Origin of the sequence: Parvibaculum sp. (assembly GCF_019635935.1) — a bacterium.
Classification (GTDB): Bacteria; Pseudomonadota; Alphaproteobacteria; order Parvibaculales; family Parvibaculaceae; genus Parvibaculum.
The window spans coordinates 1725500-1739066 of sequence record NZ_JAHBYN010000001.1; the positions used below are offsets into that span (position 1 = coordinate 1725500).

Genomic DNA, 13567 nt, shown 5'->3' on the forward strand with positions numbered 1-13567 from the left:
GGCAATTACTTGAAATCGCCCAGCGCATCCGCGCCGGCATCGCCGAGCTTCGAGCCGCCATCGCAATCGACGATAGTGCCGGTGATATATTTCGCGTTGTCGGTCGAAAGGAAAAGCGCCGTGTCGGCGATATCGGTCTTGGTGCCGTAGTCGCGCAACGCAATGCGCGACTTGATCAGCTTTTCGGCCTCCACCGACGGCGCCAGCCGCGCCATGCCTTCCGTATCGGCGATCGGCCCCGGCGAAATCGCGTTGACGCGCACGCCGGCCGGACCCCATTCCATCGCAAGGCATTTGGTCAGCATGTTGATTCCGGCCTTGGCCGCGCAGACATGAGCCTGGAAGAGCGACGGATTGACCGCCTGCGGCGCCGTGATCGAAATCAGCGAGGCGCCCGGACGATTGAGATACTGGAAGGACGCGCGCAGCACGTTGAAGGTGCCGATGAGGTCGATATCGACGACGGTCTTGAAGCCGTTGGAGGACATGCCCAGCGCCGGCGCGACGAAGTTTCCGGCGGCGCCCGAAATCACGATGTCGAACTTGCCGAAACGGTCATGGGCCTGTTTCATCGCCATATCGACCGAATTGAAATCGCGCACATCGGCCGCCATGCCGATCGCCTCGAAACCTTCATCCTTGATCGTCTGCGCGGCGGTCGTGATTTTTTCGTGGCTGCGGCTGATCAACGCGATTTTGGCGCCCGCCCGCGCAAAATGCTGCGCGATGCCGAGATTGATGCCGCTGGACGCACCGGCAACGAATGCGGTTTTGCCCGCCAGCACTTTTTTCTTGAACGCGTCCTGCATGGAAATCTCCGTAATTCAACGCTTTGCCTGCGCGCGATTGCCGATCGCGCGCCCGCATCAAGCCCTTATTTGACCGCCCCCGCAAGCCCGCGCGGCATTTGTGGCCGCCTCGCCGACACACTAGACTGACGCACCGGCAAGGCCTTCCGCAACGGAAGACTGGGACCGGCGGCATATCGGAAAGATTGCGGCATCATGGCTTTCGTGAAGGGCTTCGGAATACTGGCAGCCGCCGTGCTACTCATCATGTCGATGAGTTATTGGGCGGCAGGCAAGGCCCGCCCCGCGCTCGACGCGGCGGCGCGCGCCGCACTGACGGCCGAAGGCGCGGCATACGATTTCATCGAACTGCCCGGCGGCACCGTCCATTACCGCCTCGAAGGCCGCGTGGATGCGCCGCTCGTCGTTCTGGTTCACGGCTTCTCGACGCCGTCATTTGTCTGGAACGACTATATCGCCCCGTTGACCGACGCCGGCTACCGCGTCCTTGCCTATGACAATTTCGGGCGCGGCCTGTCCGACCGTCCCGCCGCGGTTTACGACGCCGATTTCTTCGACCGGCAGCTCGACGAACTACTGGACGCACTTGGCGTCAACCGGCGGATTGACCTCGTCGGCTATTCGATGGGCGGCGCCATTGCGACGATCTTCGCCGCGCGCCACCCCGAGCGTGTCCGTTCGCTGACGCTGATTGCACCCGCAGGCCTCGGCGTCGAAGGCAGCGGCAATGTGAACCTGGTGTTGCGTCCACTGATCGGCGACTGGATCATGCGGCTTTTCGATGCGCGGATTGCCTATAACGCCGCTGCCGTGGAAGCGAAAAGCGCCCCCAATCCCGGTGCGTTTCTGGCCAATTTCAACCGCCAGCTCGAATATCGCGGCTATGGCGACGCGCTGCTCTCGACGCTGCGCCACTATCCGCTCGGCGCCGCGCATGAGGCATTCGCGGCCGCCGGCCGCTCGCCGCGCCCGGTTCTCGTCATCTGGGGCGAGGCGGATGACACCGTGCCTTTTTCTCATGCAACGCAACTGATCGAACTGATGCCGCAGGCGCAGCTTCGCTCCTATCCCGGCATGGGGCACAACATTACCTTCGCCCAGGCGCCGCTGGTGAGCCGCCTGCTGACCGATTTTCTGGCTGTGCAGGGTACGCGCGTTACATCGGGCGGCGCCGCCGGCAAGCCGCGCGGACCGCTTGCCCGCATGGAGGCGCGTCAATGCGCAAGTTGCGGCCCCGGCGACGAGGGCCCGTCCGAACCGACACTGCCCTGACAAGGGCCATCTGATGAAAGCGAAGTCGACGTGACCGAACCGCTCGTTCAGGAACTGGCGTGGCATGCGCCGCACGAGGCATTCCACGCCTTTGCGGACGAACCCTTCGCGCTTTTTCTCGACAGCGCGACGGCGAGGCCGGATCGTGACCCGGCGTTGCATGGCCGCTGGAGCTTCATCGCCACCGATCCTCTCGACAGGCTCAGCTTGCGCATCGCGGACGATCCCGCGCCATTCGCGACCTTGAAGGCCAAACTGGCGGCATGGCCCGCCGTCGCCCCGTCGCCCGGCCTACCGCCCTTTATCGGCGGCGCGGCCGGATTTTTTGCCTATGGGCTCGGCCGAACGCTGGAACGCCTGCCTGCCGAAGCGCCGCCTTTCGCCACCGACGACCAGAACCTTCCCGACATGGCGCTCGGTTTCTACGATGCGGTACTGGCCTTCGACATGGTCGAACGCCGCGCCCTGCTCATCGCGACACACACCTCCGAACGTGCCGCCCGCTTGCGTGCGCGATATGAAGCGGCGACGCGGTTGCCGCAAACGCCGCATATTGCGTCCGCGGCAATTACATCGAACTTCACACGCGCTGCCTATGAAGCGGCCGTCGCGCGTGTGATCGAATACATTCATGCCGGGGATATCTTCCAGGCCAATCTCGCGCAGCGCTTCGAGGCACAGCTTGCAGACGGCGACACGCCCTACGCACTCTACCTGCGGCTGCGCGACGCAAGCCCCGCGCCCTTCGGCGCCTTTTTCAATTTCGGCGCGGGTGCGATCCTCTCTTCTTCGCCCGAACGCTTCCTCGCCTGCCGCGACGGCGCGGTCGAAACGCGGCCGATCAAGGGCACAAGACCGCGCGGGTCGTCCCCGGAAGAAGATCGCCGTCTCGCCGCCGAACTGATGGCATCCGAAAAAGACCGCGCCGAAAACGTGATGATCGTCGATCTATTGCGCAACGACATTTCGCGCGTCTGCGCCGACGGATCGGTGACGGTCGAAAAGCTCTGCGCGCTTGAGAGCTTCGCCAATGTCCACCATCTGGTGTCGACGGTTCGCGGAGAATTGCGGCCGGGCGCAACCCCCGCCGAACTGCTGGCCGCCTGCTTCCCCGGCGGTTCGATCACCGGCGCACCGAAGCTGCGCGCGATGGAAATCATCGCCGAACTGGAGCCTGCGGCGCGCGGGCCCTATTGCGGCGCCATCGGCTATCTCGGCGCCGACGGTGCGATGGACACGTCGATTGCCATTCGCACCATGGTCGTCAAGGGCCGTCGCGTGACGTTTCAGGCCGGTGGCGGCATCGTCGCGGATTCCGATCCGGCCGCCGAATACGACGAGACGCTCGCCAAGGCGCGCGACATGCGGCATGTACTTGAAGGCGCTGCGGACGTCGCGACATCTGCCGCGGCCGGAGCACGCGCATGATCCTCGTCATCGACAATTTCGACAGCTTCGTTCACAACCTCGCCCGCTATATCGGCGAACTTGGCCATGAACGCCGCACCATCCGCACCGATGCGATCACGGTCGCCGATGCCCTCGCGCTGGAGCCGCAAGCGATCGTCCTCTCGCCGGGGCCTTGCGGGCCCGACAAGGCCGGGATTTCGGTGCCGCTGGTCAAGGCCGCGGCCGAGCGCGGTATTCCACTGCTCGGCGTCTGCCTCGGTCATCAGGCGGTCGCGGCGGCATTCGGCGGCAACATCGTGCGTGCCGCAAAGCCGGTGCATGGCAAGCCTTCCCGCATTTCCCATGACGGCACCGGCCTGTTTGAAGGTTTGCCGTCGCCCTTCACAGCCGCGCGCTATCACTCGCTGATCGCCGAACTGCCGCAAGGCGGACCCCTGCACGCCACTGCCTTCGCCGATGACGGCACGCTGATGGCGCTGGCGCATGAAACGCTGCCGGTTTTCGGCGTGCAGTTTCACCCCGAGTCGGTATTGACCGAATACGGCCATGCGCTGCTGGCGAATTTCCTCGCACTGGCGGACGCAAAACCTCGCGAGAAGATGCGCGCATGATCCTGTGGCTCAACGGCGAACTTGTCCCCGCATCGCAAGCACGGATCGACCCTGCCGATCGCGGCTTTTTGCTGGGCGACGGGCTTTTCGAAACCATGATGGCGCGGCACGGACGGGTGGCCTTTCTTGACGCGCATCTGTTGAGGCTCGCGCGCGGTGCCGAGGCAATCGGTCTCGCGCTGCCGCTCGATCCGGCACGGATCGCCACCGCCTGCGTGAAGCTCCTCGAAGCGAACGGACTGGCCGATGCGCCGCGCGCAGCCTTGCGCCTGACGCTGACGCGCGGACCCGGCCCGCGCGGCCTCGCATTGCCGCCCGAACCCGCGCCGACACTGATGATCGCGGCGGCATCGGCGGCCCCGCCACCCGCAGGTCTCACGGCGATCGTGGCGACGCCACGCCGCAACAATCGCTCGCCCTCGGCACAATTGAAGGCGATTGCCTATCTCGACAATGTTCTGGCCAAAGAGGAAGCGCGCGCGCGCGGCGCCGAGGAAGCGCTGATGCTCGACAATGACGGGCATCTGGCCTGTGCAAGCGCCGCCAACATCTTCATCTGGGAGAACGGCCGGTTGCTGACGCCGTCTGCCGATTGCGGCATCCTGCCGGGCATTGTCCGCGCCGCGATCCTCGAACTGGCGCCGGGTCTGGGTGTCGAGACGCTCGAGGATCGGATCGCGGCGTCGCGCTTGTCCCGCATCGAAGGCGCGTTCCTGACCAACAGTCTGATCGGCGTCGTGCCGCTGACGCGCATCGGCGAACGCGCGCTGCCGGCGGCGCATCCACTGACCGCCCGGCTCGCGGCCGCTTACGAATTGTTGCTGGATTCCGCCGACCGGAACGGCTGACCTGCCGTTAACCACGCATAATCGAAGCAATTTCTGACTTCTGGACTTTTTCCCGGAATGGCACGATGCTTTGCCGAGTAGCGGCCCACCGGGGGGCGGGTCCGGAAGACGCGGCCGGGCATGGCCGTAAAAACTCGGGGAGTTACGGCCATGGCGCGGATATTTGGAACCTTCGCATTGCTCATTCGCGAGGGTTCGTCGCTGATTTTTGCAGCCTTGATCTGGTTTGTCTTCTGGGGCGGATATGCGCCGGCGCTCGAAACGCCCGAACAGACTTTCAATCTGGCGGTCCTCGCCGGACTGATTGCGATTGGCTACCTTTCGTTGCAGGCACTGGCGGTCGTCAATCAGCCGGTCGGACAGGAAACCCGTTTTCTGGTCGACATCATGTTGTCACTGGTTCCGCTGGCGCTGGTCGCTTATGCCGCAGTCCAGCATATCAACGGAGCCAGCGAACTTCCCTATCATCTGGCCGGCATTCTCTGGCTCTTCGGTGCCGTTGCGGTTTCCGATGTGGTGATCAACACCTGGATGGGCCTGAAGCTCAACAAGCTCGCCAGCGACATGGTGATCATGAAATAGGCCGCGAGGCACCGATGCCGGCGGCGGAACATTTCTCGCAGAGCTACGCCGAAGCGCGCCGCCGATTTCTCGAGGCGGCGCGCGCGGCGGGCGCGACGCTGAGCGCCCGCGAGCATCCGCTGAAAGGACCATCGGGCGAAACGCTGGCGACCGACATCGCCCGCCTCGGACCGGCCGGCGCGACCCGCATCCTCGGCATCGGCTCGGGTACGCATGGCGTCGAGGGTTATTGCGGCTCGGGCGTCCAGACGGCACTCCTGAGCGAAGGCTTCGCGCGCGAACGGCCCGACGACACCGCGGTCGTTTTCATTCATGCGATCAATCCCTACGGCTTTGCCTTCGACCGCCGCGTCAACGAGGACAATGTCGATCTCAACCGCAATTTCCTCGATCACACAAAGCCGCATCCCGAAAACCCCGGCTATGAAGAGCTCTTCGACGCCATCAACCCGCCCGACATCTCGGCCAGGGCACTGGCCGAAAGCCGGGAAAAGCTGAAAGCCTATGCGGACAAGCACGGGGCTGGCGCCATGCAGCATGCGCTGAGCGCCGGCCAGTACACGCATCCGAACGGGGTGCAATTTGGCGGATTGGAGCCTGTGTGGTCGAACCGCACACTGCGCGCGATCATCCGCGACGAGATGGGCCGGGCCGACCGCGTTATCTTCGTCGACATCCATTCCGGCCTCGGCGCGCGGGGCGCCGGCGAGATGATCTGCACGGATTCCGAGGCAAGCGGCAGCTTCAAGCGGATGCGCGAATGGTGGGGCGGGATCGTCCGCTCGACGGTCGATGGCGATTCCATTTCATCGAACGTGCCGGGCTCGATCCCGGTCTGTTTCGCCGAGGAGCTGAAAGGCCGCGAAGTGACCGCCGGCGGCCTCGAATTCGGCACCGTGCCGATCCGCGAAGTGACGGTGGCGCTGCAGGCCGACAACTGGCTGCATCAGAACGGTGGCCACAAAAATCCGAAGGCGCGCGAAGTCGGCAAGCTGATCCGCGATGCGTTTTACGTCGATGCCGACGACTGGAAGAACATGGTGACGGCGCAGACGCGCGATGTCTGTGCGGCGGCGCTGCGCGGCCTCAAGGACTGATCCCCGCAAACGAAAACGCCGCCCGAAAGGCGGCGTCTCGAATTCGATGTGCCGTGAAAGGCTTAGTCGGCCTTCGGCTTCAGGATCTGCTTGCCGCGATACATGCCGGACTTCAGGTCGACATGATGGGGACGGTGCAGCTCGCCCGAATCCGGGTTCTCGACATAGGCCGGCTGCTTCAGCGCATCGGCCGAACGGCGCATGCCGCGCTTCGACGGGGTGGTTTTCCTCTTGGGGACGGCCATGGGCTTCACGCTCCGGTTGGGACCTCAACGGGCCCTCGCCTTACGAAAAAGGCTTTGAAAACAAAAGATTGGCCGCTCCCGGCTTGGACACGGGGTCCGTGGGGCACGGCCTTTGGCGGGCCTTATACAGTGAAACCGGCGCGAAAGTCCATAAGGAGCCGGGATTCCCGATCGGCCAGCCTCAATTGAGCAGGATAACCGCGCATTCATCGGCCGGAACGGCGGCCCGGGCGCAAGCCGCGCGCGCGGAGGCCTCGCTGTCGAAGGCGCCCATACGGACCCGGTGGACCTGTTCGCCGCCGACCGTGGCGCTGTCGATCGAAACGCGCTCCTCGCCCCTGAGGTCGGGCTCACGGCCCAGAATGTCGAAATAGCGGCGGCTGGCGCGGTCGATGGCGGTGTAGGTGCCAAGCTGCACGTAATAGCGCTGGCCGCCCGAAGGCCGCAGTGTGGCCGGCGCCGCGAGCGAGGCCGTGGTGACGGCGCTGCTGCTGCCCGGACGGGCGAGCGGACGCGGCGCCGAGGCGCGAAGCGAGCCGGTGATCAGATCGGCATGGGGATCGTTCCAGGCGGTCTGCACGACCTGCGGGCGCGGCAGCGGCGGCCGCGCGGCGGGTTGCGCCGCATGCACCGGAATCTCGATGGTTTTCTCGACCAGCCGCGTCATGCCGCTCCGGTCGTATTGCGAGGCCTGGTGCGGTTCGGCAATGCCCCGCTCGGTCTGAATCACAAACAGGGCAATCAGAATTGCCCCGAGCAGCAGCCAGAAACGGTCGCGTTGAACCCTGTCGAACATGGACGTCTTCCCCCTCGATCACCGAAGCGCGCAGCCGCACCGGCACGTGAGGAGACTCGCCCGGTCGTGGTTAATTGCAGTTTAAAATCCGCCCCGGATTGGCACATTTATCCCCGGCCGCGGAAATATCCCTGCAATTTCAAAGGCTTGAAATCAGGCCGCCAACACGCTTCCGGCCTCGTGATAGGGCTCGCCCAGCGCGTCGGAGACCGCGCGGTAGGTCAGTTGCCCGCGATGGACATTGAGGCCGGCCATCAGATGCGGATTGTCGGCAAGCGCTTTTCGGTAGCCCTTGTCCGCCAGCGCCAGCGTGAAGGGCAGCGTCGCGTTGTTGAGCGCGAAGGTCGAGGTGCGCGCCACGGCGCCCGGCATGTTGGCGACGCAATAGTGAACGACATCGTGCGCCACATAGGTCGGATCGGCATGGGTCGTTGCATGCGAGGTCGCGAAACAACCGCCCTGGTCGATCGCAATATCGACCAGCACCGAACCCTTCTGCATATGCTTGACCATGTCTTCGGTCACGAGCTTCGGCGCGGCGGCGCCCGGCACCAGCACCGCGCCGATCACAAGATCCGCGCCCAGAACATGTTGCTCGATTGCGTCGACCGTCGAATAGATCGTGTTGAGGCTCGGACCGAACTGCATGTCGAGCTCGTAGAGGCGGTGCAGGTTGATGTCGATGACGGTGACATGCGCTTCAAGCCCCATCGCCATGCGCGCCGCATTGGTGCCGGCGACGCCGCCGCCGAGAATGACGACCTTGGCGGCCGGCACGCCCGGCACGCCGCCGAGCAGCATGCCGCGCCCGCCCTGCGCGATTTCGAGGCAATGCGCGCCGGCCTGGATCGACATGCGGCCCGCAACCTCCGACATCGGCGCGAGCAGCGGCAGACCGCCGCGCGCATCCGTCACCGTCTCGTAGGCGATGGCGACGCAACCGGATTCCATCAATCCGCGCGCCTGCTCGGGATCGGGTGCGAGATGCAGATAGGTGAAGAGAATCTGGCCCTCGCGCAGCATCTTCCATTCCACCGGCTGCGGCTCCTTGACCTTCACGATCATGTCGGCGGCGGCAAAAATCTCCGGCGCCGTCGCAACGATCTTCGCGCCCGCCGCCTCGTATTGCAGATCGGAAAGGCCGATGCCGTCGCCCGCGCCCTGCTGCACCAGAACCTCGTGGCCGTGATGAACCGCCTCGCGCACGGCGGACGGCGTCATGCCGACGCGGTATTCGTGGACCTTGATTTCCTTGGGAACGCCGATGCGCATGATGGCCTCTTGGGGGCGGGAGGGGGCTTGCAAAAATTGTAGCCTCGCGCGGGGCCAACTCCAAGCTGAGGCGGGGGGCCAATCGGGGACGGGTGTCGAGGATCGTAAACACCGGCCGCGCGGGACGCGCGGCCCCCGAAATGCGCCCAAGGCCTTGGTCTCATTGATAATTGCGCTTCTCCGGCGGCGGGAACAAATCCGCCGGCCCGCGTGCCGACACCGGATTTTAAACACCCGGATACCCCGGCGCCCATGCTAGAAACGCGGGGCCATGACACACCGCTTCGACGACGCGTTGAGATCGCGGCTGACCGCAAGGCTCGCCGCCTTCCCGCGCGAGACGCGAGACGACGCGGGCCTGAAGCGCGCCGCGGTCGCCATCGCCATTGCACCGCATAAGGATGAAGCCGCCTTCCTGCTGACGCGGCGCGTCGCCCGCCTCAACGCGCATGGCGGCCAGTGGGCGCTGCCGGGCGGGCGGATGGACGCCGGCGAAACGCCGGTGGAAGCGGCGCTGCGCGAGCTCGAGGAAGAAGTGGCGCTGAAGCTCAGGCCCTCGGAAGTCATTGGAATACTCGACGACTACCCGACGCGTTCGGGCTATCTGATCACGCCGGTCGTGACCTGGGTCGAAGACACAAGCGCCATGACGCCGAACCCGGCCGAGGTTGCTTCGATCCATTCGTTTGCGCTTGCCGAGCTGACGCGCGAGGGCTCGCCGGAATTCCTGTCGATCCCCGAAAGCGACCAGCCGGTGATCCGCCTTCACATCGGTGACGATCACATTCACGCGCCGACGGCGGCGCTGCTCTGGCAGTTCGGCGAGGTGGCGCTCCGTGGACGGACGACCCGCGTCGCCCATCTCGAACAGCCGGTCTGGGCCTGGCGCTAGTCCTTACGCCATCTGCCGCGGCGCGCGAAGACCGAAGCGGCTGAGTGCGTGCGCCGGATAGCGCGCCCATGCCTTTTCATGGAAATAGAAAACCACCGTGTTGACCGCGGGCTCGATCAGCGCCACGCCGGCCGCGATCGTCACTTCGCCGGTCAGCGCATAGACGACGCCGAAGCCGACCGTGAAGTGGAGCGTCCCGTAGCTGATGGTCTTGGCGAGATCGCGCATGATCGTGGTTCCTGTTTCCAGTCGCTCTTGCGACTTATTCTTATTTAAGGAAAAGATCGGCACTTGTCAAGAAGCCGAGGCTTTCCGCCGTTTTCCGGGCGGCGCTGTCATCGAACTGTCATTCAACTGTCATAAAACGAAAATCGGCGGATTCCCGCGGGTTTCGGCCCGGGACCGCGCGACTGTCATCGAACTGTCAAAAAACTGTCACGCAAGAAAGTGCGGCCCTTCCCGACTTGTCCCCGGGGGCCGGGAGGCAGCGAAGATGACAGGCGAGAAGACGGCGGATGTGCAACCACCTGCACGAAACCGCCGAAGCGGTACGCCGCCGTCTCTCATCGTCGCACCCCGCAAGGAGACCGCCCATGCTCCCAAATCCGACCGCGCGCCCGATCTCGCCGATGCGCGCCCGGCGCACCATTTCGGTGACCGATTTCCGCAAGAACCCCGTCCGCCATCTGGCCGGCGCAAAGGGCGATACGCTGGCCGTGCTGAGCCGCAACCGCGTCGAGTTCTACGACGTGCCGCCGTTGCTGTTCGAGGCGCTGCTCGACCGGCTGGAGGCGCTGGGCGGGTCGCGGGAATTCGGGGGGTCGGCCGGGATTAATTCGTAGACTGAGCAAATGGAAGTGGTGGAACCCGGACACCCCCTCACCCTTCCGACGCCTGCGGCGTCTCCCTCCCTCTCCCCGTTGGGGAGAGGGAATTGAAGTGCGACCTTTCTTTCCCTCTCCCCTCCGGGGAGAGGGAAGGGGCCCGTTGATGCGGCGTCAGCCGTGTCAACGGGAAGGGTGAGGGGTCTTGTCCAGTTCGAGGAGGATCATCTCCAGCACACCCTCCGTATTCGCCAGCACATCGGGGTTCCAGAAGCGGATGATGCGATAGCCCTTCGATTCCAGAAAACGTGTACGGCGCATATCGGCCGGATTGTCCGCATGCTGACCGCCATCGAGTTCGACGATCAGCATGTGCCCGGCACAGAGAAAGTCGGCGATATAGGGACCGACGGGAACCTGACGTCTGAATTTGGCGTTGCCGAGCATGCGGTTGCGCAGCCTCGACCATAAGCGCGCTTCGGCGTCTGTCTGACTGACGCGCAGGGAGCGCGCGCGGGGGATGTTCTGGCGCTTCAATGTGTGGCTCCCCCTCACCCTTCCGCGCCTTCGGCGCTCCCTCCCTCTCCCCGACGGGGAGAGGGAATTCTACCGCTGCACCATCTTCCGCGCCTCTTCCGCGAACTTCTTCGCTTCCTCGCCATCGCCTTTCTGCAACGCCGCGAGGTCGACGGGGACCGCGATGCCTTTTTGCGCGGCGGGCCGTGCGGCGATGGCGTCGAGCCAGCGCTGGAGATGCGGCAGGTCGTCGATCTCGACGCCCGACCATTTATGTGTGCGCACCCAGCACCAGTTGGCGATGTCGGCGATCGAATAGTCGCCGGCGAGATATTCATTGTCCGCGAGGTGGCCGTCGAGAACGGTGAAGAGACGTTTCGATTCGTTCTGGTAGCGGTCGATGGCGGGCTGGATTTTTTCGGGGAAGTAGCGGAAGAAGACATTGGCCTGGCCCATCATCGGACCGACGCCGCCCATCTGGAACATCAGCCATTGCACGACGCGCGAGCGGCCCTTTGCATCGGCCGGCATCAGCCTGCCCGTTTTCTCGGCAAGGTAGAGCATGATCGCGCCCGACTCGAAGACCGCGAAATCGCCTTCGTCGCGATCGACAATCGCCGGAATGCGCCCGTTGGGATTGATTTTCAGGAAAGCCGGTTCCTTCTGCTCGTTCTTTTGCAGTGCGATGGCATGGACATTGTAAGGAAGGCCGAGCTCCTCGAGCGTGACGGAGGCTTTCCAGCCATTGGGCGTCGAGGCGGTGTAAAGGTCGATCATGGATTTTCCGCTTTCACTGAAATGCCGGCTTGATGAAGTTACGGCATGGCATATGCCATTTGATGCAGCCACCGCTATCTTGGGTGGCGGCGGGCCGGGCGCAAGGGCGGCGGCGCGAACATGACCGATTTTTCATCTTGCACCGCCGAAAGCCGCCACGATCCGGCCACGATCCACTGTTTAGGATTCTCGACACCGGCACTTGGGCCGGTGCGAAATGACCCGGCTTTGCTTGCACTGGCCGGAAAACCGATGAACACTGATTAACCCAACGGACGCGGGACCCCCGCGCCAATCCGGCGGGGAGGGGTCCAGACACCGAAAGAGCGGCACGACGCCAGATGCGGCAACCGCCAGCAATGGAAAACCGGAGGACGACAAGCATGAATCGCAGAAAAGGCATGGCCGGACTGATCAAGGCGCTTTCGCGCCGGCAGTTCATGACGGGAACGGCCGCGGTCGGCATCAGCCTGACCGCGATGCCCAAATTCGCGCGCGCCCAGGGCGCGGGCAACGTGGTGTTCGCCAATTGGGACACCTATATCGGCGAAACGACGCTGGACGACTTCTCCGCCGAAACCGGCATTCGCGTGACGGTCGACACCTTTGCCGACGTGTCGGAGCTGTTCGCAAAGATGCGCGGCGGCAATGTCGCCTATGACGTCATCATGCCGTCGAACGACTGGCTGCCCCGCATGGTCGCGGCCAACATGTTGCAGGAACTCGACCATTCGAAGATCCCGAACATTTCGAACATCTTCCCGCGCTTCATGGACGAGCCCTTCGATCCGGGCCGCAAATATTCGCTGCCCTATATGTGGGGCACGGTCGGCATCGGCTACCGCAAGTCGGCGGTCAGCAGCGAGCCGAACAGCTGGAAATATCTCTATGACAGCGACGAATATTCCAACAAGATCGCGCTGCTTTCCGATTGCGGCACGATGCTCGGCTGCGCGCTGAAATATCTCGGCTACTCGCTGAACTCGACCGACAAGGCCGAGAACGAGGCGGCGGCCGAGCTGATCATCAAGCAGAAGAAGCACATCAAGGCCTTTGCCGAGGATAACGGCCAGGACCTGCTGGCGGCCGGCGAAGTCGACCTGACGATGGAATATAACGGCGACATCGTGCAGCTGATGACGGAAGACGACGATGTCGACTACGTCATTCCGAAGGAAGGCGGCATCCTGTGGGAAGACGTGATGGCGATCCCCGCCAACGCGGCGAATGTCGACAACGCCCATGCGCTGATCAACTACATCCATGAGGCCGAGCCCAACCAGCTGATCACCGACTACATCCAGTACGCGACCGCCAACAAGGCCGGTTTCGAGCTGATGGACGACGACTACAAGTCGAACGAGGACATCTTCCCGCCGGACGACGTGATCGCCGTGTCGGAATTTGCCGAATATCTGGGCGAGGACGTCACGCAGATGCGCGAAGACCTCTGCACCAAGATCAACGCCGCCTGAGGGCGGCGCCGGGGCGGGCAGGAAACTGCCCGCCCTTTTTCTTATCCGCATCGCGCATGACATCTGTATTTCCGGCCGATTGCGGCGCATGATATTTTCGGCGGATGGGCGTCGCGGCCCGTGTGACCAATGCGTTTCGAT

Annotated in this window: 16 protein-coding genes; 9 read left to right on the plus strand and 7 right to left on the minus strand. The window is 64.1% G+C overall.

Annotated elements, in window-relative coordinates; translation table 11 throughout:
- Positions 1-5 precede the first annotated feature (5 nt).
- Positions 6-809 (minus strand): SDR family oxidoreductase, encoded by an 804-nt coding sequence (locus KF719_RS08615; RefSeq protein WP_293508307.1) that lies wholly within the window; start codon positions 807-809, stop codon positions 6-8.
- 195 nt (positions 810-1004) lie between these two features.
- Here KF719_RS08615 and KF719_RS08620 point away from each other — a divergent pair, with 195 nt between their 5' ends.
- From KF719_RS08620 to KF719_RS08645, 6 genes are all read left to right on the plus strand, one after another.
- A complete protein-coding gene (locus KF719_RS08620) occupies positions 1005-2081 on the plus strand; it encodes an alpha/beta fold hydrolase (RefSeq protein ID WP_293508308.1) in 1077 nt (358 codons plus the stop codon).
- Between the two features lie 30 nt (positions 2082-2111).
- Complete coding sequence (gene pabB / locus KF719_RS08625) at positions 2112-3509, plus strand: aminodeoxychorismate synthase component I (protein WP_293508309.1); 1398 nt, start codon at positions 2112-2114, stop codon at positions 3507-3509.
- A complete protein-coding gene (locus KF719_RS08630) occupies positions 3506-4102 on the plus strand; it encodes an aminodeoxychorismate/anthranilate synthase component II (RefSeq protein WP_293508310.1) in 597 nt (198 codons plus the stop codon). Before pabB ends, KF719_RS08630 begins: the two co-directional genes overlap by 4 nt.
- Complete coding sequence (locus KF719_RS08635; protein ID WP_293508311.1) at positions 4099-4950, plus strand: aminotransferase class IV; 852 nt, start codon at positions 4099-4101, stop codon at positions 4948-4950. Before KF719_RS08630 ends, KF719_RS08635 begins: the two co-directional genes overlap by 4 nt.
- Positions 4951-5100: 150 nt before the next feature.
- Complete coding sequence (locus tag KF719_RS08640; protein ID WP_293508312.1) at positions 5101-5532, plus strand: hypothetical protein; 432 nt, start codon at positions 5101-5103, stop codon at positions 5530-5532.
- 14 nt (positions 5533-5546) lie between these two features.
- Positions 5547-6629, plus strand: coding sequence for a M14 family metallopeptidase (locus KF719_RS08645; protein ID WP_293508313.1), 1083 nt, complete (start codon positions 5547-5549; stop codon positions 6627-6629).
- Positions 6630-6691: 62 nt separating this feature from the next.
- Here the strand turns inward: KF719_RS08645 and rpmF are convergent, their stop codons facing one another.
- From rpmF to ald, 3 genes are all read right to left on the minus strand, one after another.
- A complete protein-coding gene (rpmF, locus tag KF719_RS08650) occupies positions 6692-6874 on the minus strand; it encodes a 50S ribosomal protein L32 (RefSeq protein ID WP_293508314.1) in 183 nt (60 codons plus the stop codon).
- Between the two features lie 181 nt (positions 6875-7055).
- Complete coding sequence (locus tag KF719_RS08655; RefSeq protein ID WP_293508315.1) at positions 7056-7670, minus strand: SPOR domain-containing protein; 615 nt, start codon at positions 7668-7670, stop codon at positions 7056-7058.
- 153 nt (positions 7671-7823) lie between these two features.
- On the minus strand, positions 7824-8942 hold the full coding sequence (gene ald, locus KF719_RS08660) for an alanine dehydrogenase (protein ID WP_293508316.1): 1119 nt from the start codon (positions 8940-8942) through the stop codon (positions 7824-7826).
- A 271-nt stretch (positions 8943-9213) separates the two neighbouring features.
- On the opposite strand from ald, the gene KF719_RS08665 reads away from it, so the two are divergent.
- The gene (locus KF719_RS08665) at positions 9214-9834 is read left to right on the plus strand and encodes a CoA pyrophosphatase (RefSeq protein ID WP_293508317.1); all 621 of its coding nucleotides are present in this window, start codon (positions 9214-9216) and stop codon (positions 9832-9834) included.
- A 3-nt stretch (positions 9835-9837) separates the two neighbouring features.
- Here the strand turns inward: KF719_RS08665 and KF719_RS08670 are convergent, their stop codons facing one another.
- Positions 9838-10062, minus strand: a complete 225-nt coding sequence (locus KF719_RS08670) for a DUF2061 domain-containing protein (RefSeq protein ID WP_293508318.1) — start codon at positions 10060-10062, stop codon at positions 9838-9840.
- Between the two features lie 365 nt (positions 10063-10427).
- Here KF719_RS08670 and KF719_RS08675 point away from each other — a divergent pair, with 365 nt between their 5' ends.
- The gene (locus KF719_RS08675; RefSeq protein ID WP_293508319.1) at positions 10428-10676 is read left to right on the plus strand and encodes a plasmid stabilization protein; all 249 of its coding nucleotides are present in this window, start codon (positions 10428-10430) and stop codon (positions 10674-10676) included.
- Positions 10677-10841: 165 nt separating this feature from the next.
- Here KF719_RS08675 and KF719_RS08680 read toward each other — a convergent pair whose 3' ends face one another.
- Together KF719_RS08680 and KF719_RS08685 are read right to left on the minus strand one after the other, a co-directional pair.
- A complete protein-coding gene (locus tag KF719_RS08680; protein WP_293508320.1) occupies positions 10842-11195 on the minus strand; it encodes an endonuclease domain-containing protein in 354 nt (117 codons plus the stop codon).
- A gap of 69 nt (positions 11196-11264) precedes the next feature.
- Positions 11265-11951: a glutathione S-transferase N-terminal domain-containing protein gene (locus KF719_RS08685; protein WP_293508321.1), complete on the minus strand. Its 687-nt coding sequence runs from the start codon at positions 11949-11951 to the stop codon at positions 11265-11267.
- A 383-nt stretch (positions 11952-12334) separates the two neighbouring features.
- Between KF719_RS08685 and KF719_RS08690 the strand changes: the two genes are divergently transcribed.
- Positions 12335-13426, plus strand: a complete 1092-nt coding sequence (locus KF719_RS08690; protein WP_293508322.1) for a spermidine/putrescine ABC transporter substrate-binding protein — start codon at positions 12335-12337, stop codon at positions 13424-13426.
- The last annotated feature ends 141 nt before the right edge of the window (positions 13427-13567 follow it).

Excerpts from the sequence above, each read along its gene's own strand:
- KF719_RS08655 (WP_293508315.1), bottom strand. The coding sequence starts at position 7,670 with ATGTTCGACAGGGTTCAACGCGACCGTTTCTGGCTGCTGCTCGGGGCA.
- KF719_RS08690 (WP_293508322.1), top strand. The coding sequence starts at position 12,335 with ATGAATCGCAGAAAAGGCATGGCCGGACTGATCAAGGCGCTTTCGCGC.
- KF719_RS08620 (WP_293508308.1), top strand. The coding sequence starts at position 1,005 with ATGGCTTTCGTGAAGGGCTTCGGAATACTGGCAGCCGCCGTGCTACTC.
- ald (WP_293508316.1), bottom strand. The coding sequence starts at position 8,942 with ATGCGCATCGGCGTTCCCAAGGAAATCAAGGTCCACGAATACCGCGTC.
- KF719_RS08665 (WP_293508317.1), top strand. The coding sequence starts at position 9,214 with ATGACACACCGCTTCGACGACGCGTTGAGATCGCGGCTGACCGCAAGG.
- KF719_RS08675 (WP_293508319.1), top strand. The coding sequence starts at position 10,428 with ATGCTCCCAAATCCGACCGCGCGCCCGATCTCGCCGATGCGCGCCCGG.
- KF719_RS08630 (WP_293508310.1), top strand. The coding sequence starts at position 3,506 with ATGATCCTCGTCATCGACAATTTCGACAGCTTCGTTCACAACCTCGCC.
- rpmF (WP_293508314.1), bottom strand. The coding sequence starts at position 6,874 with ATGGCCGTCCCCAAGAGGAAAACCACCCCGTCGAAGCGCGGCATGCGC.
- KF719_RS08685 (WP_293508321.1), bottom strand. The coding sequence starts at position 11,951 with ATGATCGACCTTTACACCGCCTCGACGCCCAATGGCTGGAAAGCCTCC.
- KF719_RS08615 (WP_293508307.1), bottom strand. The coding sequence starts at position 809 with ATGCAGGACGCGTTCAAGAAAAAAGTGCTGGCGGGCAAAACCGCATTC.
- KF719_RS08640 (WP_293508312.1), top strand. The coding sequence starts at position 5,101 with ATGGCGCGGATATTTGGAACCTTCGCATTGCTCATTCGCGAGGGTTCG.
- KF719_RS08670 (WP_293508318.1), bottom strand. The coding sequence starts at position 10,062 with ATGCGCGATCTCGCCAAGACCATCAGCTACGGGACGCTCCACTTCACG.
- KF719_RS08635 (WP_293508311.1), top strand. The coding sequence starts at position 4,099 with ATGATCCTGTGGCTCAACGGCGAACTTGTCCCCGCATCGCAAGCACGG.
- KF719_RS08645 (WP_293508313.1), top strand. The coding sequence starts at position 5,547 with ATGCCGGCGGCGGAACATTTCTCGCAGAGCTACGCCGAAGCGCGCCGC.